Annotated in this window: 24 protein-coding genes and 1 pseudogene; 12 read left to right on the plus strand and 13 right to left on the minus strand. The window is 36.5% G+C overall.

Annotated elements, in window-relative coordinates; translation table 11 throughout:
• Positions 1–106: 106 nt before the first annotated feature.
• The 6 genes from AMS59_RS04005 to AMS59_RS04030 form a co-directional block, all read right to left on the minus strand.
• Positions 107–454 carry a YpoC family protein gene (locus AMS59_RS04005; RefSeq protein ID WP_053482468.1) on the minus strand — a complete coding sequence of 116 codons (348 nt, stop codon included), beginning with the start codon at positions 452–454 and terminating at the stop codon, positions 107–109.
• Complete coding sequence (gene nth, locus AMS59_RS04010) at positions 451–1,113, minus strand: endonuclease III (protein WP_053482469.1); 663 nt, start codon at positions 1,111–1,113, stop codon at positions 451–453. The genes AMS59_RS04005 and nth overlap by 4 nt, the downstream gene beginning before the upstream one ends.
• Positions 1,114–1,125: 12 nt before the next feature.
• On the minus strand, positions 1,126–1,854 hold the full coding sequence (locus AMS59_RS04015; protein ID WP_053482470.1) for a DnaD domain-containing protein: 729 nt from the start codon (positions 1,852–1,854) through the stop codon (positions 1,126–1,128).
• A 162-nt stretch (positions 1,855–2,016) separates the two neighbouring features.
• Entirely contained in the window at positions 2,017–3,312 is a 1,296-nt protein-coding gene (gene asnS / locus AMS59_RS04020; protein WP_053482471.1) for an asparagine--tRNA ligase, read from the minus strand.
• Positions 3,313–3,340: 28 nt separating this feature from the next.
• On the minus strand, positions 3,341–4,534 hold the full coding sequence (locus tag AMS59_RS04025) for a pyridoxal phosphate-dependent aminotransferase (RefSeq protein ID WP_053482472.1): 1,194 nt from the start codon (positions 4,532–4,534) through the stop codon (positions 3,341–3,343).
• Positions 4,535–4,550: 16 nt separating this feature from the next.
• A complete protein-coding gene (locus AMS59_RS04030; RefSeq protein ID WP_053482473.1) occupies positions 4,551–5,033 on the minus strand; it encodes a DUF5590 domain-containing protein in 483 nt (160 codons plus the stop codon).
• Positions 5,034–5,687: 654 nt separating this feature from the next.
• Here AMS59_RS04030 and AMS59_RS04035 point away from each other — a divergent pair.
• On the plus strand, positions 5,688–7,715 hold the full coding sequence (locus AMS59_RS04035) for a multicopper oxidase family protein (protein ID WP_082337372.1): 2,028 nt from the start codon (positions 5,688–5,690) through the stop codon (positions 7,713–7,715).
• Between the two features lie 137 nt (positions 7,716–7,852).
• On the opposite strand, the pseudogene AMS59_RS26130 reads toward AMS59_RS04035, so the two are convergent.
• The 3 genes and pseudogenes from AMS59_RS26130 to AMS59_RS04045 form a co-directional block, all read right to left on the minus strand.
• Positions 7,853–8,023 (minus strand): annotated as a pseudogene (locus tag AMS59_RS26130) (efflux RND transporter permease subunit); the annotation flags it as partial.
• The gene (locus AMS59_RS26865) at positions 7,968–8,300 is read right to left on the minus strand and encodes an efflux RND transporter permease subunit (RefSeq protein WP_053482474.1); all 333 of its coding nucleotides are present in this window, start codon (positions 8,298–8,300) and stop codon (positions 7,968–7,970) included. The gene AMS59_RS26865 and the pseudogene AMS59_RS26130, both read right to left, overlap by 56 nt.
• Before the next feature lie 32 nt (positions 8,301–8,332).
• The gene (locus AMS59_RS04045) at positions 8,333–9,103 is read right to left on the minus strand and encodes a MerR family transcriptional regulator (RefSeq protein ID WP_053482475.1); all 771 of its coding nucleotides are present in this window, start codon (positions 9,101–9,103) and stop codon (positions 8,333–8,335) included.
• 602 nt (positions 9,104–9,705) lie between these two features.
• On the opposite strand from AMS59_RS04045, the gene AMS59_RS04050 reads away from it, so the two are divergent.
• Together AMS59_RS04050 and AMS59_RS04055 are read left to right on the plus strand one after the other, a co-directional pair.
• Positions 9,706–10,059 carry a hypothetical protein gene (locus AMS59_RS04050; RefSeq protein ID WP_053482476.1) on the plus strand — a complete coding sequence of 118 codons (354 nt, stop codon included), beginning with the start codon at positions 9,706–9,708 and terminating at the stop codon, positions 10,057–10,059.
• A 137-nt stretch (positions 10,060–10,196) separates the two neighbouring features.
• Positions 10,197–11,339 carry a copper resistance CopC family protein gene (locus AMS59_RS04055; protein ID WP_053482477.1) on the plus strand — a complete coding sequence of 381 codons (1,143 nt, stop codon included), beginning with the start codon at positions 10,197–10,199 and terminating at the stop codon, positions 11,337–11,339.
• Between the two features lie 61 nt (positions 11,340–11,400).
• On the opposite strand, the gene AMS59_RS04060 is transcribed toward AMS59_RS04055, so the two are convergent.
• The gene (locus AMS59_RS04060) at positions 11,401–11,808 is read right to left on the minus strand and encodes a hypothetical protein (RefSeq protein WP_234007674.1); all 408 of its coding nucleotides are present in this window, start codon (positions 11,806–11,808) and stop codon (positions 11,401–11,403) included.
• A gap of 193 nt (positions 11,809–12,001) precedes the next feature.
• Here AMS59_RS04060 and AMS59_RS04065 point away from each other — a divergent pair, with 193 nt between their 5' ends.
• The 5 genes from AMS59_RS04065 (at position 12,002) to AMS59_RS04085 (ending at position 17,877) form a co-directional block, all read left to right on the plus strand.
• A complete protein-coding gene (locus tag AMS59_RS04065; RefSeq protein ID WP_053482479.1) occupies positions 12,002–12,769 on the plus strand; it encodes a hypothetical protein in 768 nt (255 codons plus the stop codon).
• A 63-nt stretch (positions 12,770–12,832) separates the two neighbouring features.
• Positions 12,833–13,120, plus strand: coding sequence for a hypothetical protein (locus tag AMS59_RS04070; RefSeq protein ID WP_156304550.1), 288 nt, complete (start codon positions 12,833–12,835; stop codon positions 13,118–13,120).
• 38 nt (positions 13,121–13,158) lie between these two features.
• Positions 13,159–13,476 (plus strand): hypothetical protein, encoded by a 318-nt coding sequence (locus AMS59_RS04075; RefSeq protein ID WP_053482480.1) that lies wholly within the window; start codon positions 13,159–13,161, stop codon positions 13,474–13,476.
• A complete protein-coding gene (locus AMS59_RS04080; protein ID WP_053482481.1) occupies positions 13,469–17,140 on the plus strand; it encodes a multicopper oxidase domain-containing protein in 3,672 nt (1,223 codons plus the stop codon). The genes AMS59_RS04075 and AMS59_RS04080 overlap by 8 nt, the downstream gene beginning before the upstream one ends.
• Positions 17,137–17,877 carry a hypothetical protein gene (locus AMS59_RS04085; protein ID WP_053482482.1) on the plus strand — a complete coding sequence of 247 codons (741 nt, stop codon included), beginning with the start codon at positions 17,137–17,139 and terminating at the stop codon, positions 17,875–17,877. The genes AMS59_RS04080 and AMS59_RS04085 overlap by 4 nt, the downstream gene beginning before the upstream one ends.
• Positions 17,878–18,067: 190 nt before the next feature.
• On the opposite strand, the gene AMS59_RS04090 is transcribed toward AMS59_RS04085, so the two are convergent.
• Genes AMS59_RS04090 through AMS59_RS04100 form a run of 3 tightly spaced genes read right to left on the minus strand, consistent with a single transcriptional unit; the run spans position 18,068 to position 20,233 of the window.
• On the minus strand, positions 18,068–19,330 hold the full coding sequence (locus tag AMS59_RS04090; RefSeq protein ID WP_053482483.1) for an MFS transporter: 1,263 nt from the start codon (positions 19,328–19,330) through the stop codon (positions 18,068–18,070).
• 23 nt (positions 19,331–19,353) lie between these two features.
• The gene (locus AMS59_RS04095) at positions 19,354–19,665 is read right to left on the minus strand and encodes a hypothetical protein (RefSeq protein WP_053482484.1); all 312 of its coding nucleotides are present in this window, start codon (positions 19,663–19,665) and stop codon (positions 19,354–19,356) included.
• Positions 19,658–20,233, minus strand: coding sequence for a MarR family winged helix-turn-helix transcriptional regulator (locus AMS59_RS04100; RefSeq protein WP_053482485.1), 576 nt, complete (start codon positions 20,231–20,233; stop codon positions 19,658–19,660). The genes AMS59_RS04095 and AMS59_RS04100 overlap by 8 nt, the downstream gene beginning before the upstream one ends.
• A 351-nt stretch (positions 20,234–20,584) precedes the next feature.
• Between AMS59_RS04100 and AMS59_RS26870 the strand changes: the two genes are divergently transcribed.
• The 4 genes from AMS59_RS26870 to AMS59_RS04120 all read left to right on the plus strand — a co-directional run bounded on the left by AMS59_RS26870 (position 20,585) and on the right by AMS59_RS04120 (position 23,679).
• On the plus strand, positions 20,585–20,959 hold the full coding sequence (locus AMS59_RS26870; RefSeq protein WP_053482486.1) for a DUF2085 domain-containing protein: 375 nt from the start codon (positions 20,585–20,587) through the stop codon (positions 20,957–20,959).
• An 11-nt stretch (positions 20,960–20,970) separates the two neighbouring features.
• Complete coding sequence (locus AMS59_RS04110; RefSeq protein WP_053482487.1) at positions 20,971–21,378, plus strand: hypothetical protein; 408 nt, start codon at positions 20,971–20,973, stop codon at positions 21,376–21,378.
• A 26-nt stretch (positions 21,379–21,404) separates the two neighbouring features.
• On the plus strand, positions 21,405–21,707 hold the full coding sequence (locus AMS59_RS04115) for a zinc-ribbon domain-containing protein (protein WP_053482488.1): 303 nt from the start codon (positions 21,405–21,407) through the stop codon (positions 21,705–21,707).
• 217 nt (positions 21,708–21,924) lie between these two features.
• Positions 21,925–23,679: an ABC transporter ATP-binding protein gene (locus AMS59_RS04120; RefSeq protein ID WP_053482489.1), complete on the plus strand. Its 1,755-nt coding sequence runs from the start codon at positions 21,925–21,927 to the stop codon at positions 23,677–23,679.
• The last annotated feature ends 11 nt before the right edge of the window (positions 23,680–23,690 follow it).

A 23,690-nucleotide genomic window follows, 5' to 3' on the forward strand; every position in this document is an offset into this window, starting at 1 on the left:
ACTCTGCTTTTTTGTTGTTAAAAAACTATATGTGCGGGTATTTGATGGTTGAAAGGCTTCCACTGCCTACGTTTGTTGCTGTTGCTTCGCTTAAAAGCAGAGTAGCTTAACGCTCCCCTGCTTTTATCTTTCCGTCTGTATTATTTTTTGCAGCCTGCAAACGTAACCGTGCTGCTCGTTTTTTTGTTTCCTTAAATAATTCATCGAGCTGACGATAACAGGCATATTGACCAGGCTTTGCTTTTATAAAGGTTAACCGTTCGACACCGTTAATGGGGAATACTTCTTCGCCTGCTTCTTGCACTAAGCGCTCAAACAATAATATGGCCGTTTCCATCAATCCTTTTGCTTCACCATTCCTTGCATCATGAGCTGCATGAATTTTGGCCTCTAGTTCTGTCCACTCTGCAAACCAAGCATCCATTTTTTCCTTTTCGATTGCCTCTACATTCACGCTTCCTTCACCTGCCCTTTTTTTAAACGCTTTTGCCCTTCTCTACAATCATTAAGTAAAGGGCATGTGTGACAGCCAGGATTTTGAGCTTTACAATGATAACGACCGAAGAAAATTAGCTGATGATGCGTTTTCGACCACTTGTCCATCGGTGTTTTTTTCATAATTGTTTCTTCGACTTCAAGCACTGAATCCTTCCAGCGACACAGCCCTAATCGTTTAGACACACGCTCTACATGTGTATCCACTGCAAGTGCAGGAATATCAAAAGCTACAGACAACACGACATTAGCCGTCTTACGACCAACACCGGGCAATGTGACTAGTGCTTCTCGGCTTGCTGGTATTTCGCCCTCGTATTCCTCTAATAGCCTTTGGCATAATGCTTGAATATTCTTTGCCTTATTTCGATACAAGCCAATGGAGCGAATGTCCTGTTGCAGCTCCTCTAGGGATATAGCTAAATAATCTTCTGGCTTTTTATATTTTTGAAACAATGTTTTCGTTACTTTGTTTACAAGTACATCCGTACACTGTGCCGATAATAACGTAGCAATAGTCAGCTCAAACGGATTGTCATGCACTAGCTCACAATGTGCATCAGGAAACATACGATCCATTTCCGCTAGACAATGCTCCCATTGTGTTTTTGTTAACATATCGGATGCCCCCTATTCTCTTTCTTCTAACCAATTATAAAATGGTACTTTATTTGTCGACTGCGTTTCTTGCTGCATTGTACGGACTGGTGGTCTGTTAAATGTTTGTTTTTCACGGAACTGCTCGCTTTGCTTCTGTGCAGCCTGTGGTGTCGTAATATTTTTCTTTTTCCACTCTAATAATATTCGATCAATATAACGAATACTTAGCTTGCCAGCAAACACAGCCTCCTTAAGCGCCTCCTTAATAAGCGCTGGACTGTGCTTATCCTCATCTAGCCAAGACCCGATTTTTTCTAGCTCTAAAGGAGATAAAAGACGCCCCATTTCCTCTTCAAATAACCGGAATATTTCACCCTCTTCTTGTCGAAGTGATGCTGCTGATTTTTGATGTTCCTTCATTTCAATCATCTGCATAATACGCTCCCAAAGTGGATATACCGAATATTTTTCACATAATTTGCCACTTGCATCAACGTCGCTTGTTATTTCAAGGAAACCTTTTTGCATTAATCGCTGTAGACGTGAAGTAACGTCATTGCCAGGCATTGTGAGACGATTCATCAAATCATTAGGCGTTGGAAAATCATTACCCTCCATATGGAACGCAAGTAAATGCATAACAATAAGTGCCTCATCATCCTCAATATTTAACTCCTTATAAAACTGAAAAAAAAGCTGAGGGATTTGAATCATTCTCTGCTCAGTCCATGTACGGAGTCGATTATTATTTGTGCTCATATTATACTTGACTCCTTTTTCCATCGTAAGTAGAAAAGCCGCGTAGACATATAACTACGCGACTTTTAATTTTAACTGCTTTAAAGGGCAGTAATTTATCTGTACCGAAAGCGAAGCGTTAGGTACAAGTCTCCCGCCTCAACTTTCAGCGAGAATTGTTGCTTATGGATATAAGCGGTTTAGTAAACGTGGGAATGGAATCGTTTCACGAATGTGCTCCGTGCCAGAAATCCATGCCACTGTACGCTCCAATCCAAGACCGAAGCCTGAATGTGGTACAGAGCCTTGTTTACGTAGCTCTAAATACCATGCATAAGCATCTAAAGATAAATGATGTTCTTCAAGACGAGATTTTAATAAATCATAGTCATGGATACGCTCAGAACCACCAATTATTTCACCATAACCTTCTGGTGCAATTAAATCTGCACATAATACTACATCATCACGGTCAGGATGTGGCTGCATGTAGAATGGCTTAATGCCTACTGGGTAGCAAGTGATGAATACAGGTTTGTCAAATGAATTAGCAATTGCAGTTTCATGTGGTGCACCGAAATCATCGCCCCATTCAATATCGTCAAATCCTTGTTCATGTAATAATTTAATGGCATCGTCATAAGAAATACGAGGGAATGGTGCTTTAATATTTTCAAGTGTTGAAGTATCACGACCAAGTCGCTCTAATTCTAATTTGCAGTTTGCCAGAACTGATTGCACAATATGAGCTACATACTGTTCTTGCACTTCTAGGTTTTCTTCAAATTCCACAAATGCCATTTCTGGTTCAATCATCCAAAACTCGATTAAGTGACGACGTGTTTTAGATTTTTCTGCACGGAATGTAGGACCGAATGAGAACACTTTACCTAATGCCATTGCAGCCGCTTCCATATAAAGTTGACCAGATTGAGAAAGATATGCATCTTCATCGAAATATTTTGTGTGGAATAGCTCAGAAGTACCTTCTGGAGCTGATCCAGTTAAAATTGGTGGGTCCATTTTTGTAAAGCCATTGTCGTTGAAAAACTCGTAAGTTGCACGAATAATTTCGTTACGAATTTTCATGATCGCATGTTGTTTACGAGAACGTAGCCATAAGTGACGGTTATCCATTAAAAACTCTGGACCATGTTCTTTTGGCGTAATAGGGAAATCAGTTGCTGCATGTAGTACTTCAATACCAGTTACAGCAATTTCACAGCCAAAGCTTGAACGCTCATCTGCTTTAACCTCTCCCGTAATGTACATTGAAGTTTCTTGGGTCATACCTTTTGCAATGGCAAAAATTTCTTCGCCTACTTCTTCTTTAACAACAACGCCCTGTACAAAGCCAGAACCATCACGTAATTGTAAGAAGGCAATTTTACCACTTGATCGTTTGTTCGCTAGCCAAGCACCTAGCTTGACGGTTTCACCGATATGCTTTGGCATATCTTGAATCATAATTTTTTTCATAGAAATCCTCCAAAGTTGGTTAAAAGGATTAGTCTTGCCATTTTGATTTTACAAATGTATCAATTCGACGGACTGCCTCTTCTAATAATTCTAAAGATGTAGCATAAGATAATCGCATTGTAGTTGGTGCACCAAAGCCAGAACCTGGAATCACTGCTACGTTTGCTTCTGTTAAAATATCCGAAGCGAATGCATCTACTGAATCATAGCCAGTATGAGCCATAGCTTCTGCTACATCTGGTAATAAGTAGAATGCACCCTGAGGTTTTAAAACGTTGAAGCCAGGAATTGCACTTAACTGTGGATAAATTTTTTCAAGACGAGATTCGAATGCTTGACGCATTTCTTCGACAGCGTCTTGTGGCCCATTGTACGCTTCCACTGTTGCATATTGTGCAGTTGTTGTTGCGTTTGATGTAGAGTGTGATGCAAGATCGGTCATTGATTTAATAATGTCCGCATCCCCTGCAGCATACCCGATACGCCAGCCTGTCATAGAGTGAGATTTTGCAACACCATTTACAACGATTGTACGTGCTTTCACTGCATCAGATAGCTGTGCAATTGAAAAATGCTCAATACCATTGTATACAAGCTTCTCATAAATTTCATCTGACACGATTAAAATATCTTTTTCTTCTGCAACAGCAGCAATTTCAGCAATCTCTTCACGAGAATAAATCATACCTGATGGGTTGCTAGGAGAGTTAATAATAACTGCTTTTGTTTTATCTGTCACAGCAGCTCTTAATTGATCCGCAGTAATTTTATAGCCTTGCTCACGTGTGCCTTCCACATAAACAGGTACACCACCCGCTAATTTTACTTGCTCAGGATAAGATACCCAATAAGGAATCGGAATAATAACTTCATCGCCCTCGTTTAAAATAACTTGGAATAAAGTATAAAGAATATGTTTCGCTCCAACACCTACAATTACTTCATTCGGCTTGTATGAAAGATTGTTGTCGCGTTGAAGTTTATCGATAATCGCTTTCTTAAGTACTGGAAGACCGCCAGCAGGTGTATATTTTGTTAAACCTTTTTCCATCGAGTCAATGGCAGCATTTAAAATATTTTGTGGCGTGTTGAAGTCTGGCTCACCAGCACCTAGACCAATAACATCAATACCTTGCTCTTTTAATTCCTTTGCTTTCGCAGTAATTGCTAAAGTTGAAGAAGGTGTTAAAGTTTTTACACGGTTTGCTAATAAATTTTTCATACGGGATCTACTCCTCTTATAAATTCGTAATGCGCTTCCACCAGTCGCCGTCCTTAAACATAATATAGACATAGTTGAGCTTATCGTGATCGTTTAGGTATGTAATTTCCCAAACAGCACCTGGCTCCTCATAGCCTAATTTTATATTGAGGACTTTTTGTACATTGCCTTCTTTTTTTAAAACCGATAATGCCTGCTTTTCCGTAATACCATCTTTTAAAAGTACTTCCTTAATTGAATCAGCTTCTAGATTCGTCGGAACAAAGACAGCTTTTTTATCACCATATTCATCTACCCCGAACACAGTGACATACGAATGTTTGCCATTATATGTGTAAGACTCCGAGACAACTGCGAGGGCTTTGGCATCAAGAGCCAACTGTTCAGCCTTCTCTTCAATTGAACTGAATGGAGCTTCGGCTTTCCAGAGTACTAAAATACTAATGACAAGTGACAATGAAACCATAAAGACAGAAATGAAAATCAACCAGTTTTTCATATATTCACCTTATGTTTCACATCTAGCGTATGCTTTAACACGAACGCCTGATGCTTTTGCATGTCTATAACTGCGCATACATTCATTTTGCTTTCCATTTTTGTCAACCTGCTTTCTTTCCTCATACCACAACATTATACAACAATTTTGTGCTGTCGTGTTTCTTAATTTCATATATTGTACGTTGATAGATTAACGTTTTCAAATGATTCGGGTAGTAATTTATTTCTTTTTAGTTCGGCCCTAAAAAATGATGACCATTTCAATAGCAAAATTCCTATCCACAATTGCAAATAGGAAGTAAAATTTACTGCTAAAATACCTATGATAAAACACAAATAGCATAGTAGTTCGCACGACCGTCATTTTTTAGCGCGCTGCAAGTATCCATCTGCTTGCTCAGAAATTTTTGTATGGATATTTTTTAAAATTGATACAAACACCCATGCTCACACCTTTTGGCGATAAAGCTTCCTTTGGCAGTTAATAATCGCTAACCCAATGTTGCTTTGAGTAGTGATCTCCTGCAATTTATTAAATGTAGATATTTTTTTATTAGCACAATTATCTCCATTATTGTCCTTGTTGCCTATTATTTTTACCCATATGATGATGTAATGAGCAATTTTAAGAATTGAAAAGGGACGTGATGTTTTGACTAAAGAAGTTAATCCTACAGATCCAGCGACAATACCAAAATTTGTGGATGAGCTGCCAAAACCGGTTACCGCTAAACCTAAATATTATAAAGGCCAACAGAGAAAAAATTATTATGAACTTAAAATGATGCAAGCAGAGCATTCTTTCCATAAAGATTTCCCAAAATCAATCATATGGGGCTATAACGGGCTTTATCCCGGACCGACAATTGAGGCTACAAAAGACAAAAGCATTTATGTTAGATATAGTAACCAATTGCCCTTAAAGCACTTCTTACCAGTTGATTTTTCACTTCATGCGGCAAACGATTCAAAGGAAGTAAGAACTGTTACACATTTACATGGCGCAAATGTAGATTGGGAGAGTGACGGCCATCCCGAGGCATGGTATACAAGAGATTATGCGCAAACAGGTCCAAAATTCAGTAAAGAAATACATGAATATACTAATCATCAACCCGGCACAACACTGTGGTATCATGATCATGCAATGGCGCTAACTCGTTTAAATGTCTATGCGGGATTAGCGGGTTTTTATTTACTTCGGGATTCGCTTGAGGAGCGTTCTAACCTACCTCGTGGTGACTATGAGTACCCTATCTTAATTCAAGATAAATCGTTTAATGAAGACGGCTCTCTTTTCTATCCTGATGAGCCACCATTCCCAGTTCCCGTACACCCATCTATTACACCCGGCTTTGTTGGTAATACCATCGTTGTAAACGGCAAAGTCTGGCCTTATTTAAATGTCGAACCTCGTAAATATAGATTTCGTTTTCTTAATGGCTCCAATAGAAGAGGTTATGTCATTAGCCTTTCAAATGGTGAGCCTATGATACAAATCGGAACAGATGGGGGCTTTTTAACAGCTCCTCAAGAAATTCAATCTGTTGAGTTATTGCCGGCAGAACGAACAGATATCATTGTCGATTTTTCAAAATATGAAGGTCAGGAAATAACGTTAGTCAATTCAGATGAAGATTTCATAGATGAACATACAAGAGAAATCATGCAGTTTAAAGTGTGTCTTCCTCTAAAGTGTGAGGACACTAGTGAAATACCAGAAAGGCTTGCAGTATCAATGGATTTACATTCACACGATGCACATATAGAGAGACACTTACCATTAACTGCTACGACAGATGATTTTGGTCGGCCCATGTTATTATTAAATAATCGTATGTATCATGACCCTACTACTGAAAAGCCTGCACTTGATAGTATAGAGATCTGGAATTTCATTAATGCCACGCAGTTTGATCACCCTATTCATCTACATTTAATTCAATTTAAAATACTAGAACGCCGCCCTTTCGATAGGGAGCTATATCAAAATGAAGGTAGGCTGGAATTTACAGGTCCCCCTGAAAAACCGCATAACTATGAGCAAGGTTGGAAGGATACTGTAAAAGCAGAAGCGGGGAAAGTTACGAAAATTATTATGCATTGGAAAGATCATGTCGGCCATTATATGTGGCATTGTCATTTCCTAGAACATGAAGATCATGACATGATGCGACCAATACTCGTCATGAAGGACGTTCACCCTGTGCAAGAGCCACATGTTGAAATCCAGCATGACGTAAAGCATTCGCAAGAACTGCATCACGACGACCCGACTATTGTTACGGGCAATAACGAGAATACTATACCTCTCTTGAACTATATTCCACACATCACTCCAACTGAAGAAATAGTAGAATACTCTCAAGCTTCTTTGCAAACAGCGTATTTAGAAGACGAAATAGAATATAATCCGCAAACTATTCCTCTCTTAACTAGCACTCAAAACATTACTAGCTCAACTGAAACAGCTTTTTTAGAAGATAAAGTGGAATATAATCAGCTATCTGCACCGCTCTTGAATAATACTCAAAATGTCACTTCTTCAATTGTAGAACTCCCGGAACATCAAATTCATAAAGTGACTGATAGTGAAAGTATTCCTCAACCAATCTTCCCGTCTACTGAGTTTCAACCTCGACAAAGGATACCTGCTAGGCGCCGGAGAAGATGGTACTAATGTCACAAGGCTGGGACATTAGTATAAATTTAAAGAGAAATTTTAAAAATCCACATCAGAAAAGTGCAAGAAATCAATATTTCTAAAATTGATTTCTTGCACTTTTTAAAGTTTTGTCCCAACCTCTTTATGATTTTTTAATTCTTTTTAAATAGACAATAAAGAATAGGGACAATAAATAATGTTAAAAAAGTAGAGGTAGATAGTCCACCTATAACTACAACAGAAAGAGACTTTGATATCATCCCAGTTTCATTTGAAATAGCCATTGGGATTAATGCGCCCATTGTTGCAATAGCAGTCAATAGTTGAATATACTGCATTGGTTACACCGTTTGTATAAACATTTTTTCTCCCTTCTAGCTTCATAAATTCCCTTTCCATTTGCTTCCCTATATCATTCATCGCTTGTTCGGGTGAAGCTCCTTGATAAGGAATAACTACTGTTAAATATGGAATATCAATATTCGGGTACTTCTCACTATGTAATGTTTGTAATGAATAAATTCCTCCTACAATAATAAGAGGTATTACTAATATCATTGTTAAAGCATTTTTCATACAAAAACGGATGAATCGTTTCATATTTCCCCTCCCTCAAACTATCCCCAATCCTTTTATCCCTGCTCAATCTGCATTACAGGTAACAATAAATCTAGTTGAGTAAAATCATCACCTCGATACCACTCAAGGATGGAGCGTGACGGCACCCATTTATGTTGAAGCGCGTATTGAAGTATTTTTATGTATCCGTCCTTGATCGTTGACATTTGTTCTTTAAATGGTAATGCCAAACATATACAAGAAGGCATATGTTCAATGAAATCACTATCAGTTATATTATTTATTTTAGTATCTGCTGGAACACCAAAGCCGATTTGAGCTTTGATTACATCTTGGCCTGATAAATAATTTAAATAATAACTTTTAATGCTAATATTTAATTGTTTTAATTCGTTTGCTCTGTATTCAAAATGGGCTCCAAATTTACCCGTTGTGGATTGAGCTGTATACCAAATAATTTTTTCATCATTTTTATCAATCAAATAAATATCATCTCGAATAGAATTGCTTTCCAAGTAACGTAGGCTAATATCCAACAGATCCCGTTTTTGTTTCATATTTTGAATCCATGTTTTCATCATTTCCTGGCGAGTCGTTTCATCCTGCTCGTGTAAATAATTTTGAATTTCATGAATAGATACATCTGCTAATCGCAAAGTGGATATTAACTTTACTGTTGCAATTTGACTATCTGAATACACCCGATAGCCATTTGAACTTCTTTCCTCCGGTAACAGTAAATTTTTAGTTTCATAAAAGCGTAATGTGCTTTTGGCAATACCTGTTCTTTCAGAGAATTCTTGAATTGTCATATATTTTTTCAAATCATCACACCTCTCTTAATTTCAATGTAAACCTTCAACTAACTTGAAGGTCAAGATATATTTCTAAATTTAGGTTACATTCCCAGGTGTGTTGATTACCCATTTTTATACATCCAAAGAGGCTGATTTCCGCTACGGGCTACTCGCTTTCCTGCGGGCGAGCGTCGAGCCGCTCCCTCCGCTTCGCTCCGTGCAGGGTCTCGGGCCAACACGATGTTGGTCACGAAGGCGTTATCACAGGATGTGATGGTTTTAGCCTTCGTTCCTCTATCGCTTTCCCGCGGGAGTCGAGTAGCCCTACGCTACAATCAGTTAAAATGGAAATATATTGGCAAAGTGGTAACGAAAAAATCCTTTTATCGCTCAATAATAAACTTATTTTTCCTAATCAACACGCCTGTTACATTCCTTTATTACCCATAAAAAAGCCGCTCCTTACATATTAAACAGCTTGGCATTTGTTGAAACAATGCACTTTATATATATGATTAAATAGAATTTTTCTCACTAACGATTCAACTTTTTAGAACCTTTACATTCCCCTAAAAGTGTATATTGAACTAGCATATACTATCCTAAGCATCTAAAAAGGGGGTATTGATTTGTGCGCTAGGCGAAGTGATACAATTAAAAAGAAAATGCAAATGAAACGTCAAACACTACATGGCCATAAATGTAAAAAGTGTTCTAAATACCCTTGCATTTGCTGTGACAAGTTTTTCGTTTTAAATCTTGCTGGATTGACGGATAATCTAAATTATGAATTATTAAGATATAAAGGACAGAAAGCTGAAATTGAAACTGTTTTTTGTACGATAGAGTGCGGAGTAATTTGCAATATCGGCATTGATTTTATAGAAATAAAAGAACAAGACGGTGCGATTGTTACAATCCTCAAAGACAAAATTAGCAGAATTTATTTATCCACAGATAAAGATAATGGCACTTTTTGTTGATTCCTTTCCAAACTGTCTAAACTATTAGGCAGTTTTTATTATATACGCTGTTTCCAATTATCCTTTCTAAGTAATAGTCCATAATCGACTGTCATGAATAAAATATGTTAGTGGATTGCTTAGGAGGGATTAACCTAATGAAAATTAGACCACGATTTGTTTTATTTTTCTTTGTATTATTATTACTTGTAATATGTGTTCAATATATTAAGGGGCACTCATCTGTTGTCATGGAATACCCCGCTCCTAATAGCCAACTGGAAACAGCTCCTACAGAGATTAACATCACTTTTAAGGAGAAAATCAAACGAGCACAAGCCTCCCTTGAGGTAGTCGATAATAAGGGACAAACGATGACTAGTAATAAGGCTCAAATAAGTGACGATCAACAAAAAATCCGGCTAGAATTGCCTACTTTGCCGGATGGAATGTACTATGTTCACTATTACGTTGTCTTATTTAATGACGGACATTCTGTAAAAGGTTCTTATCGGTTTCAAATAGACAGTACTTTATTATTTAAGCAAATTGGAGATAATAATTTATGCATACCAATCTCATACCAGCAAGAAACTCTACAGCTTTATGACCTAAAAGAAAAAGAATGGTTTATTTATTTAATGAGGTTTATTTATTATACAGGCGTATCTTTAATCGTTGGTTGGGTTTTTTGGTGGAGGATTGTTCAAGGGTACTCAACTGAATTGAAGAAAAAATATATATCTTATGGGATCATTATTCAAATACATCATCTAATTGGGCTTTTTTTAATGATTATAATGCAATTAAACATTACTACGATTTTCAACAACTCTGGTAATTTGTTGATTAATTCTACGTTCGATTTGATGTGGTATGCATCACTTGTTATATCACTCATTGGCTTTGTCTGTCTATTTCGCAAAAAATGGTTCGATCTAATCTGGATGTTTTTAATTTTAGTCTTAAATGGGTATTCATTTGCATTTGAAACACCTAGTCTTTTGATCATTAGTCATAGCGCCCTTCTCTTCGCATTTTCTATTTGGGCAGGACGGCTACTGTTTATACTCAGCTTTTGGCGTAAGCATCAATTATTTATCCATTCATTTTCATCTTCATTTTCCAAATACTCATTTTGGTGTATTATCGTATTATTATTTACTGGTTTCTTTGAGGCGATTGTTTATTTATCAAATACATTAGAATCATTAAACAATTGGCTATTTTATTTACTGTGTAAACTACTTGCTGTTATTGCGATAATTGCGACAGAAAAAGTCATTCGCTCCAAACTATAACTACACTGGACCGTCATTTTTATTTCTATCTTCATTTAATGCACAATCCATTATCCGAACGCTAAGAACGTACGGATAAACAGAGCATTCCAAATATTACATACGTAAGAATGGTACAAAAAATTATAAAACCGAAATCAGCCATTACACCAATCATCGGCCCCATTATTCCCGCCATTAATCCTCCTGAAACACCTGAAAGCAAAGTTTGGTAGTCTACTAATGCGCCAAATATTGCACCGATTGCAATGGCAATCACCGTAACAAAAATCGTAACCAACGTATATTGGCTAGGAAATGCATTGCCAAGAACTACACCAACAGCCAATCCCATCACTCCACTACTTAACATGGCGATATTCATACCAAGATGATAGCTAATTAAAAATTTTATCCTGTATAAAAAAGTATACGTGACAAAACAAACAATAAAATAACTCATTAATATTAACCATAATATTACACTCAAATAGTCAGCTCCTTTATTTTCAATATATGTCATCTTCTTGTTATGAAATTCCGATGAAAAGAAATACCTGTTGTACAGATAAATTGATTACTTAGACTCTTACTAATGTTCCTTGCACTATACGAAAGTTTTGAAGTAGGTAGCTTAACTTTGGAAATTGCAAAATTTTTTGTTATATAGGAGGAGATTTTTTTTGAAGAAAACAAAAGAGGTTGTTGGCATTACAAACACATATGATTATGAACATCCGGAACTGAAAAAAGAGGAACGTTACACTTCTCCCGCGAGCCCTTTACCTTTATATGAATTGAAATTATTACAAGAATTTATTCATGGTGTAAATATACAAAACCTTGGGGAGCATCTCCCCCATTTTAAAAAGCAAATGATGCTTATGAAATTTTTTAAATTTAAAAAAAATCAGCTTGTAGAGGTCTATTCCAAAAATGGCGATCAGAACATCCATACTGTGGGTAAAGTTCATACAATAGGACGAAATTTCGTTATGTTAAAAACACTCTTTACTCGGATTTGGATACCGTACATTACAATTCACTCAGCTAAATCCCCGTTTGGCATTCCCGCAATTCATAACACACACCAAAATGTCGTGATTGATGAAGAGCTGCGAAAAAAACTATTAACAAACTTCAGTCATACAGTTTCAAATAAACAAGTATTAAGACAACAATTCTTTGAAGAATTATTAGAGACAAATTTGAAAACATGGAAAGGGACGAAGCTGACTATATATGCTACAACCTCAATAAAAGGAAAGATACTTAATATTACGCCTGGAAAGGTTTATTTAAAGCATCATGATGTGCCTGAAATTTCAACTGCTCATATTACGTATATAAAGCAAGGGAGAGTCACTTCTTTTTTCCAACGGTTATTTTCAAACTGGCTTGGACATAACAAAACCTCTAAAAAATCATTCCGACAACGGAAATCATTGTAATAATTTTATTTTAGCTCAATATACTAAATCGATGCATTCACAAATATAAGGAGGTGAAGAAAAGTGGGAGATCCAATAGTTCCTGCAAATGAGATCTTTTTGGAGATGAAAGGGAAAAACATATTACTGGTAACCGAGAGAAATCAATTAAATATTCTCGGTCAAACATTTAGACCTATTTTTTGTGGAAAAGTTGTAGAAGTCACAAATGGCTTTATCACACTAGATCCAGTAACTATTAAAATGCACAACGCTCCGTTTTTTAAATTTCCTACACCACTAAGTTTCCCTATGGAGCATATTGCAGTATTTACACCATTTGATTGTAAACGGAAACTTGTACTTGTATAGGTTTTCACTTAGAAAATTCATAAGAATAGGAGGTTACTATGGATATAAATAAACTGGCTACACAACTTGGTATTAGCGTGCCAGATATTAATACCATACGACAAACTGTTGTAACACAAGCTTTTGAGAATAATATAGGTGTTAGAGCATTAGTATTACTCTCCCAATATCCCTTTCTAATTATCGGACCTATTGCAGAAGTGGTTAGTGACTATTTAGTTATAGAGGCAGAGATTACGAATATAACAGAGCTTGATGGAGAAAAATTTCGAGTTCACATTGACGATATAGAAGTGTTTTATATTGAAAAAGAAAACAGACCTATACCTGATATAAGGAATGGCATGAATGATTAGACAATTTCACATCGTTGCCATTCCTATACGTATTGTTGTCAATCAATTCGGTGACCACGATCCAGAGGGTATGATGTATGTATTAAAGGAAAATGAAAGTCTAATCAAACAAAAAGTCGCTAAGAATCCATTTACGCCAGTAGATTTAGTTGAGCCATTAGTTATTCGCGCAAATGTAGGTGACGATATTGAGGTTGTATTTGAAAATCAGCTTCCCTTCAATGCATCGATGCATATTCAAGATGTAGAATATAATGTTTTTACTTCTGATGGAGCTTTTGTTGGGCGAAATCCAAATACGACAGTTCCACCAGGAAAAAGTATTGTATACAAATGGCAAGTTCATATTGAAGGAACCCATTTTTTCTCTGATTTAGGAAATACATTATCAAGTGAATTAGGAAGTAATGTACATGGTTTGTTTGGTGCACTTTTTGTAGAACCACGTGGATCTACTTGGACTGATCCTATTTCAGGCAAACCAATTAATAGTGGTCTTTTTGCCGATATTCACAATCCATTACTCCCCTCTTATCGAGAATATGGTTGGTTTTTCCACGACGAGGAGGAGGTACACGATTTAACAGGGCAAAAGCCCATCAGTCCTCATACACTTCAACCAGAAGCAACTCATTCCATTAACTACCGTTCGGAGCCTATGCGGAACAGACTACGATTAATTCAAGAAGGTGTTGTTTGTCCAGAATGTGAGGGCGAAGAGGTTCATCACGATTCTTGGGTATTCGGTGATCCAGCAACACCTATTTTACGAGCCTATATAGGGGATCCCTTAAAAATCAGGCTCATTCATGCGGGTATAAAAGAAACACATTCATTTCACTACCATGTCCATCAATGGTTTTCTGAACCAATAAATCAAAACTCCGACCTTCTTGATGTGCAAGCCATTTCACCCCAATCGAACTATTTAGTCACACCAGTATACGGGGCAGGTTCATTACAAGGTGCAATGGGCGATGCTATTATACATTGTCATCTGTACCCCCATTTTGGAGAAGGTATGTGGGGAATTCAACGTAATTTTGATACGTTACAAGACGGTAGTCAATGTTATCCGAACGGCGTGCCGATCAAAGCACTTAAGCCGCTGCCGGATCGACCATTACCACCAAAACCGACACCTGAGAAACCAGGATTTCCAAACTTTGTGCCAGGAATTGTCGGACTTAAAGCACCGCGCCCACCACTCGGCATTATAGGTGGTAGACCAGCTACTCAAATTGAAAAAAATTCTTTTGCACCGAATGCTGTTCCTGGGGCTGTTTTTGTCAACCCAGCTATTCCAGATGTAAACCCAGTAAGGACCTTTGATGTCGTTCTTATACAAATGCCTATTATTTATAATAAGCAAGGATGGCATGATCCTGAAGGTCGCTTATATGTTTTAGCTAAAGATGAAGAAGATATATTAGCCGGTAGAAAAGAACCCGAGCCATTGGTTATACGGGCAAATGCTGGCGAAGTAATCCGTTTTAAATTTACAAATAAGTTACCCGAGACACTTGGCGGAAATGCATTCCAACTAGTCAACCGCACATATGAGGCTGGCATGCATGTTCACTTCGTTAAATTTGACGTTTTGTGCTCAGATGGTGCAAATGTTGGATGGAATTACGATTCAGGCATTCTTTCAGGTGAGACAATTCAATATCAGTGGTTTGCAGATGTAGAATTAAAAGCAACTTTTTGGCACGACCATTTATTTGCCAACGAACATCAGCACCATGGTGTTTTTGCTGGCATTAATGTTCAAGCAAGAGGCTCAAAATTTTTAAGCTCCGTTACTGGTAAAGAAATACAATCCGGTACACAAGCAACAATCGTCAATCCGTTAATTCCCGATTTCCGTGAATTAAATTTATTTGTTCAAGATTTTACGATGTTATTTGATAAAGACGGATGTCCACTCAATCCTCCACCCTTCCCTGGTTCACCAGAAGATCCAGGCGTTATGGCTATCAATTATAAAAATGAACCGATTCAATTTCGTTTAAAAAAACCCGTTCGTGATCCTGCTTATGTTTTCAGCTCATGGGTACATGGCGATCCTGTAACACCATTGCTTCAAACCTACAATGGAGATCCTGTTCGAATCCGTCTCCTTCAAGGCGCACATGAAGAATCACATAGCTTTAATCTTCACCGTCAGCGTTGGCATAAAGAACGTCCCAACTTATCTTCAAAATTAGATCAGCAGCAACATATAGCTATTGCTGAATCCTTTACACTTGAATTTAACATGGAAGGTGAAGGAGATTTCGATACTCTCTATCATTACGGCTCCATCGATAATATTTGGTTAGGAAACTGGGGTATTTTTAGATCGTATGAAAAAAGAGTACCACATTTAATTCCTTTACCAGACCGAGATACACCGCCGTCACGAGTCGGTCCTTTACCTTGTCCTACGGGGAAACCCCCTGAAAAAGCAACAATACCGAAAGACGCAATTCCACCAAACTCGATTGTTCGAAAATATGAAGTCGCTGCTATAAATGCTCGAATTGACTATAACAATGAAGGAGATCACGACCCTTTTGGAATAATTTTCGCACTCAAGGAAAATGTAAAAAATATTCATTTACAGAAAGTGAATCCAGAGCCTTTAATATTACGTGCAAATGTTGGAGAATATGTAGAAATCACACTTACGAATGAATTGAACGATACATTCCATCACGGAGCCCTACATGGTTATCCCGAGGTACCTGTTAGCGCACCATCTCCCCCGTCACAACGAATTTCATTACACGCTCAACTAGCTATTTATGACGTTCAACATTCTGATGGAGCAACTGTAGGATTCAACCTCGATCAGACAATTGCTCCAGGTGAGAGCATAAAGTATATCTGGTATATCGATACTGATTTTGGGTCAGCTAATTTATGGGATATGGCCGACATACGAAATCATCGACACCACGGGGCATTTGGCATACTAATTGCTGAGTCTAAAGGATCGAATTATCTCCATCCAAAGACCAGAAGAGAGGGTAATCTAGGACATCAGGCTATTATTTCAAATCCCTTGCTCCCTGAGTTTAGAGAATTCTCTATCGTTATGCATGATGGGGTAAGACTTGTTGATAAAAAAGGAAATGTCATTATTGATCCCGAACCACTCCTCATCAAAGCAGAGGAAAAAATAGAAGATTTTGAAGACCAAGGCTCAAGAGGCTTCAATTACCGAGCAGAGAGATTTAGTCATTTTGTAGAAAATCTAAATGATGTTTTCAAAGTTTTCAGTGCTACTCAAGTAAGAAATCCAAGCACACCGCTATTTTTGGCTTATCCTGGAGACCCCGTAACATTTCGTTTTGCATTTCCAGCTGATAAACCGAGAGCTCATACATTTACCATTCATGAACATCACTTCTTTAGAAGTAAAAAAGATATGTTTTCTTCAATAGTTTCCTTTAAAGGCGAAGCAACTGTTGGAAGTAATGACGATTTCCTTTTATTTTATGGAGCAGGTGGACTATCTCAGCAACCAGGAGACTATTTGTATCGTTCAGGAAATATTAGATGGGATATTGAATTAGGTTTATGGGGTATTTTTAGAGTCCTAAAAAGTAGAAATTCATTGTTAGCCCCACTTAAAGATCATTTAGCATCAACTGAAAATGAAGGTGATTCCACATGAAGCGCTGTAAAAAATGCAAAAAACTAACATGTTCCTGTAATAAATCCAACCCAAAAATTCCAACTCCTGTTTTTTCTTCTCCAACTAGCTCACTACCAAAGGCACAATTAAATGAGTTGAAATTTTGTATAGATGAAGCAAATCAACTGCTACAATCACTAGGTTCAGAAAGCGACGTAAACAATACTCGCCAGCTTCAATTACATTTCCTTAAACTTCAAGGTGTAAATGTGAAAATAAAAATTAATTGCAAATTTATAGAAAGAACAAAAGATGAAGATACAATAAAAAATCGAGTAATTGAGACAATTGAAGAAAAAGCAGGTTTATTAAGTATTGCAGGACGAGATTTTATCCAGTTGAACACGAATTGTGGACCTATCTTTATTTTATATACGCGACTCATTTCACTATCCCACATTAACAACTCTCAAGAAGAAGAGCCATACGATTTAGAAATGCTTAAAAATAAAGCTCTCGTTTTAAATTTCGGAGAATTTGTGTCAAAACGTCCTACATTAATTAATTTATTTTTTGGCATCCCTCTTTATCAGCAATTACAATATTATATAGGAGAAACTATTCAAGTTAAAACAGATCAACTAATGATAACAGGAACCTTATTGTCAGCCACTGAAAACAACATTCATATAAAAAACCAAAAAGGCAATCATCATGTAAATATTTATGATATTACCTTTTTGCAAATTTTGAAAAACAAATGGATAAAGTGCTGATTATCCTCACTTCCCATATAAAAAAGCCATACTTCCCCTCGACATTTAGGGAAATTTGGCTTTTTCATCTTTTATAACTAAGCTAGTTAGTTTGAACTATATTATTTGCAAATAATCTAAGTTAGTTTCGTCAGTAACTTGCCTGTAAAGCCTCTTCATAGACGAGTTTAACATCTCAGAGGATCAACAATCATTCTGCTGCCTCGCTCTTTTCAAATCGTAATATCCTCTTTGTTACTATTGCCATCACTACCATCGCAATACCAATCATTAAAATAGGAACGTAGACTTTAACACTAAATGCTTCAAATAATAAGCCATACAATATTTGCCCAATTGGTGCCATACATTGTGAAACAGCGATGATAATCGCCATGACCTTCCCTAAGTTTTCATTAGGTGTTTCTTTTTGTACAACTGTAATAACGTAAATAGAGATGATCGTCATAATCATAGCGATTAAAAGTGCGCTAACAACAAATAAAGTATAAGATGGATAATAGCCAATATTAAGCAGCAGAGGCGTAACCGCTAGAGCCATTGGGACAATCAATAAAGCAGTGATGAAAATCCAAATATACAAATTATTGATACCCATTTTTTTCGCAAAGTACCCGATAGATAAAGCTCCTAAAATTGTAGCAAAATCGATTAACCCCATCCCTACTCCATATAATGTATCACTACTGTGCAAAGTGACACGGAGAATAATCGGTACACCCACGACAAACAGCGGTGTTAATAATAAGTTTAATAATGCCGCTAAAACCATACATTTGAATATAAAAGATTGCTTCACTACATAGCTAAAGCCCTCTTTTAAATCATTGACAAGCGTTGGAACAATATGTCCTTTCTGCTCTCGTTGCTTAAATGGTATTTGAATAAACATCTCTAATATAGCAGAGAAGAAAAAGAAGACACCACTTACTATGACAAGCACTTTTAACCCAATCATGCCATATAGTATCCCCCCTAATACAGGAGCCGCTACATTGGATAACGCTTGAATACCATTGACAATTCCATTGGCTTGCTCAAGCTTTTCCTCTTCTACAAGTACTGGAATACTGGCCATCACTGTAGGTGCATACATGGCACTAACGAGAGAAAGCAGCACCATCACAACACCAATCAGCAAAATAGAACTATTACCAATTGCTAGTACTACAAAGAAAATAAAAACAATTATGCTACTCGTAAAATCGAAAATCACCATTAAATTGCGTCGATTAAACCTGTCAGCAATTGCTCCTCCTAGCGGTGCTAGTAAAATTGGGATACTCGATATCGCAAATAGTACTGCAAAAAGATCTGCACGGCCTGTAATATCTAGTACATAAAGTGATAAGGCAAACCTTAAAAGCGCAGATCCTAAAATAGAAATAATTTGCCCAATCACCATCAGGTTAAAATCTTTTGAAAAGCCTTTTCTTTTAATTTGTGATTCCATTCTTAAACCCCTTCCTTTAACATTTATGACCCTTTTGAAAATGTAGAATATTTTTGTATTGTAAGAAGAAAGACATTACTAAAAATACTCACAGTACTTAACCAAATGAGCCACTCGATTTGCGCGCCCCATGACATTATTAGCAATGAGAACCCTACGATAATGGATACATAATTTCCAGTGTGACTATTCTTTGATTTCCGATGAAATTTTTCCTTAACGTCATACGTAGATTTCTTTATTTTAAGATTCATAAGATAAACTTTTTCTTTTAACTTCTGTTCAGTCTCTTTTGCTTTTTGATGATAAAAAAATGATGTATCTCCTTTAATCATGACGTTCTTCATCTCCATATCGTCGTTGTAATAACTCCGTTAAAACTCTCTCTTGGAAGTCCGAAATCTGTTCTGGCTCCTCTATCTCCATATCTACCGTTTCTTCATACCCATCTAGTTCCTCACCGTCAAAACGATAGAGTTTTTGCAATAGCTTCCACAATGTTTCAATTTCCTCTGTTGTAAAGTCTTTAAAGATATCTGCTAAAAAGTAAGTAGACTTCTCCGAACAAGCAATTAAAGCTGTTTTTCCCTGTGAAGTAATCTCTACATTGATCGATCTTTTATCTAATTTACTTGGTATCGTTTGAACATATCCTTTTTTCACCAGACTCGTGATTAACTTATTCGCAGTTTGCTTAGTTGTCCCAAGCTTTTTGGCGATATTTACGAGTGTTGTATTTTCCATTGGTAAATGGGCAATGGCAATTAGAGCCATATGCTGTCTCGAAGTTAATACTTCTAAATATTCATCTCCTCTTATTTGAACTTTATTGACAACTGAAAACAATGTCGCATAACTTTGCTGCATAAAATGCAATTCCTTCAATAACAAATTAAAATCCATATGTAGCACCCCTCTATTTAGTCACCATGTTTACTAAATAATACATAACGACTTTCAAAATGTCAACATGGTGACTATTATATTATTCCGTGAATAGAATGAGATGTTACATTAAATCGACCGACTGTCGGTTTACAATATTATATGATATACCTCCAAAAAAAGGAACTTATTTTAAACATTCCTCTTAAAAAAGCTAAAAAATCTTTCACAGGAATAAATCCCTATCCATTTAATCATTTTATACTAAATTATGTTAAAATTAATTTTTATCATTCCAATATTCCTTTTTATAGTATATTATATTCGTTGTTTCCTTTTATTGAAAAACTTGATTAAATAGGTGATTTCGTGAATCGATATTTTCAATTTTTGTTCCTTTGCCACAGATTACCAAGCAGATCTTTTTTTTATAGAGGTGTTCAATTTCCGATTTGCGCACGTTGCACAGGAATTTGTATTGGATATGTAATTGGCATTATATTGGCATTATATAAAGTTCCACCTTTTTTTTATGCTCTTATTTTAACTATTCCTATGATTATAGACGGAACGGGACAATTATTTAATAAATGGCTTAGTACTAACTATCGGCGATTAGTAACGGGAATACTCGGTGGAATAGGTATTGTTTTTATGGTTTTACACGCCGCTCTCTTATTTTGGAATCTAACTATGTATCTCTATAAAAAAGGGGAATATATAGGTTCATTAATTTTTAACTAAGGAGACTGAAAATGTTTTGTACATATTGTGCATCCAATCTATCAGAACAGGCAGAAATTTGCCCAAATTGTGGTGTTAGAAAATTCAAAGTACATAATTACTGCCATAATTGTGGGAATGAATTAAATGCTTTACAAGAAATGTGTACTTCATGCGGTATTATTTTTAAAAAATTTCCAAAGGGTACTCATCCACTAGTTCCTGCATTACTTACATTTCTAATACCTGGTGTAGGCCAAATCATTAATAATCAAATGGGGAAGGGATTTCTTTGCATATTTATATCTACAATAATTATTTTTATCATTCCTTTTCCTTTAGGATTCATTTTTGTTGGTTTACCCATTTTAATTGATGCTTATTTAATCGGGAAAAAAAACTATGAAGGAAAAACAGTAGGAAAATGGGAATTCTTTTAATTTTCTTTTAGGAGGTATAATTTAATATGTTTTGTCCACACTGTAATGAAGAAATTGCGGCACAAGCAGAAATTTGTCCAAAATGTGGTGTTCGTGTAAATAATACAAACCCAGAGGATAAACCAAATATAGCTATTAACATCCTTTCTTTTTGTTGTGTACCACTCTTAGGGATTATTATGTACTTTGTATGGAAAGATGAAAAGCCTAAAGCAGCTAAATCCGCTTTAATATGGGGGCTGATTGCAATCGTTGTATATGTAGTAATAATGTTCTTATTTGGAATATTAGGTTTTGTACTTGGTTCTATCGACGAGTATAATTATTAAAAAGAGGCTTGGACTTAGCTAGTCGAAACTTTAAAAAGCGCGAGAAATCAATTTTAAAACATTGATTTCTCGCGTTTTTCTGATGTGGAATTTTTTATGTTCCTGCCACCTATTCTCATTACCTCCTCATTTCATATTCAGTTCATATAGACATGCTATAGTTAGTAACATAAAAGATTCATAATTTATTGTTGATGAAATTGAAGGAGGATTTACTTTGCAGGAGGCATCAAAAGATACGACAAAACTAGCGGATTGGCGACGTTTTATTCGCCTAGTGAAACAAGCTGAGCCGCCAGTATCGCTTTTAATTATTGCTTTAATAATGAGTTTAGCAACTACAGGCGTTGGCTTTATCGTACCGTTATTTACAAAAAAATTAGTCGATGGCTTTTCATTAGCATCCCTTGATTATTGGCAAATACTTTTGTTAGGTATTGCTTTTATCGCGCAGGCTATTGCGGGTGGACTTTCCATTTATTATTTAAATCGTGTCGGACATCATGTCGTCGCGAAGTTAAGGGATCAGCTTTGGAGAAAGCTACTTCATTTACCAATTCCTTATTATGATGAGAACGATACAGGTGAAACATTAAGTCGTGTTACGAATGACACAGCTGTTGTCAAGGAACTCATTACGGAACACCTTGCGAACTGTTTATCAGGCGTTATTTCTATTATTGGATCAGTCATTATTCTATTAATCTTAGATTGGAAAATGACCTTAGTCATGCTGATCGCTGTTCCGCTCGCTATGATTATTTTAATGCTGTTAGGAAGACGTATGTTTGTCATTTCAAAAGGAATGCAAGATGAGACAGCAAAATTTACAGCAGTGCTCAATCAAGTATTACCTGAGACACGGTTAGTAAAAGCTTCAAATGCTGAGAATATAGAATATGAGCGCGGTAAAAAAGGAATTACTAACCTCTTTCAGTTCGGCTTAAAAGAGTCCAAAATCCACGCTCTTATTTCGCCTCTCATTTCGTTTGTCTTAATGTCAGTCCTTGTAGCCATTATTGGTTATGGCGGTGTACGCGTTTCTTCAGGAGAACTTACAGCTGGTGACATGGTAGCATTTATTTTATATTTAATCCAAATCATCATGCCAATGACCCAATTAACAATGTTCTTTACACAGCTTCAAAAAGCAATGGGTGCTACAGAGCGAATTAGTGCATTACTTGAGCATGAAGAGGAAAATATTTTCGAAGGAAACACATTAGAAAAAGTGGATCAACCGATTTATGTAAAAAATGTTGACTTTGCATATGGAGAAGATCTAATTTTATCGAATATTAATTTTACCATTGAACCAGGTAAAGTTACGGCCATCGTCGGACCTAGTGGCGGAGGAAAAACAACAACATTTTCTCTGTTAGAAAGATATTATCAGCCTACTAACGGAAGTATTACACTCGGAGAAACCCCTATCGACACTTACTCCTTACATTCTTGGAGAAGCCAAATCGGCTACGTTGCTCAGGAAAGTGCACTGCTATCGGGTACGATTCGTGAAAATATTTGCTATGGCATTGATAGAGAAGTGCAAGATGAAGAGCTTGAGAGAGTTGCCAAAATGGCCTATGCCGATCAATTTATCAATGAATTACCAGAGCGCTTTGATACAGAGGTAGGAGAACGAGGCATTAAGCTTTCTGGCGGTCAACGACAACGTATCTCTATCGCCAGAGCACTTTTGCGTGACCCTCAAATATTAATGCTAGATGAAGCAACATCTAGTCTAGATAGTAAATCAGAAATCTATGTTCAAAAAGCACTAGATAATTTAATGCAAGATAGAACAACGCTTGTCATTGCACACCGCCTTTCAACCGTAGTAGATGCAGATCAAATACTTTTTGTGGAGAAAGGACATATTACGGGCAGTGGCACACATGATACTCTATTTGAGACTCATAACATGTATCGAGAGTTTGCTAAGCAACAATTACGTATTAAAGAGGAATAACGAAGGGATTT

Origin of the sequence: Lysinibacillus sp. FJAT-14745 (assembly GCF_001275675.1) — a bacterium.
Taxonomy (GTDB): domain Bacteria; phylum Bacillota; class Bacilli; order Bacillales_A; family Planococcaceae; genus Lysinibacillus.

What these genes read in the sequence shown, in the direction of transcription:
- nth (WP_053482469.1), bottom strand. Translation starts at nt 1,113, where the DNA reads ATGTTAACAAAAACACAATGGGAGCATTGTCTAGCGGAAATGGATCGT.
- AMS59_RS04015 (WP_053482470.1), bottom strand. Translation starts at nt 1,854, where the DNA reads ATGAGCACAAATAATAATCGACTCCGTACATGGACTGAGCAGAGAATG.
- asnS (WP_053482471.1), bottom strand. Translation starts at nt 3,312, where the DNA reads ATGAAAAAAATTATGATTCAAGATATGCCAAAGCATATCGGTGAAACC.
- AMS59_RS04025 (WP_053482472.1), bottom strand. Translation starts at nt 4,534, where the DNA reads ATGAAAAATTTATTAGCAAACCGTGTAAAAACTTTAACACCTTCTTCA.
- AMS59_RS04030 (WP_053482473.1), bottom strand. Translation starts at nt 5,033, where the DNA reads ATGAAAAACTGGTTGATTTTCATTTCTGTCTTTATGGTTTCATTGTCA.
- AMS59_RS26865 (WP_053482474.1), bottom strand. Translation starts at nt 8,300, where the DNA reads ATGAAACGATTCATCCGTTTTTGTATGAAAAATGCTTTAACAATGATA.
- AMS59_RS04055 (WP_053482477.1), top strand. Translation starts at nt 10,197, where the DNA reads ATGAAAATTAGACCACGATTTGTTTTATTTTTCTTTGTATTATTATTA.
- AMS59_RS04075 (WP_053482480.1), top strand. Translation starts at nt 13,159, where the DNA reads ATGGATATAAATAAACTGGCTACACAACTTGGTATTAGCGTGCCAGAT.
- AMS59_RS04080 (WP_053482481.1), top strand. Translation starts at nt 13,469, where the DNA reads ATGATTAGACAATTTCACATCGTTGCCATTCCTATACGTATTGTTGTC.
- AMS59_RS04085 (WP_053482482.1), top strand. Translation starts at nt 17,137, where the DNA reads ATGAAGCGCTGTAAAAAATGCAAAAAACTAACATGTTCCTGTAATAAA.
- AMS59_RS04090 (WP_053482483.1), bottom strand. Translation starts at nt 19,330, where the DNA reads ATGGAATCACAAATTAAAAGAAAAGGCTTTTCAAAAGATTTTAACCTG.
- AMS59_RS04095 (WP_053482484.1), bottom strand. Translation starts at nt 19,665, where the DNA reads ATGATTAAAGGAGATACATCATTTTTTTATCATCAAAAAGCAAAAGAG.
- AMS59_RS04100 (WP_053482485.1), bottom strand. Translation starts at nt 20,233, where the DNA reads ATGGATTTTAATTTGTTATTGAAGGAATTGCATTTTATGCAGCAAAGT.
- AMS59_RS04110 (WP_053482487.1), top strand. Translation starts at nt 20,971, where the DNA reads ATGTTTTGTACATATTGTGCATCCAATCTATCAGAACAGGCAGAAATT.
- AMS59_RS04115 (WP_053482488.1), top strand. Translation starts at nt 21,405, where the DNA reads ATGTTTTGTCCACACTGTAATGAAGAAATTGCGGCACAAGCAGAAATT.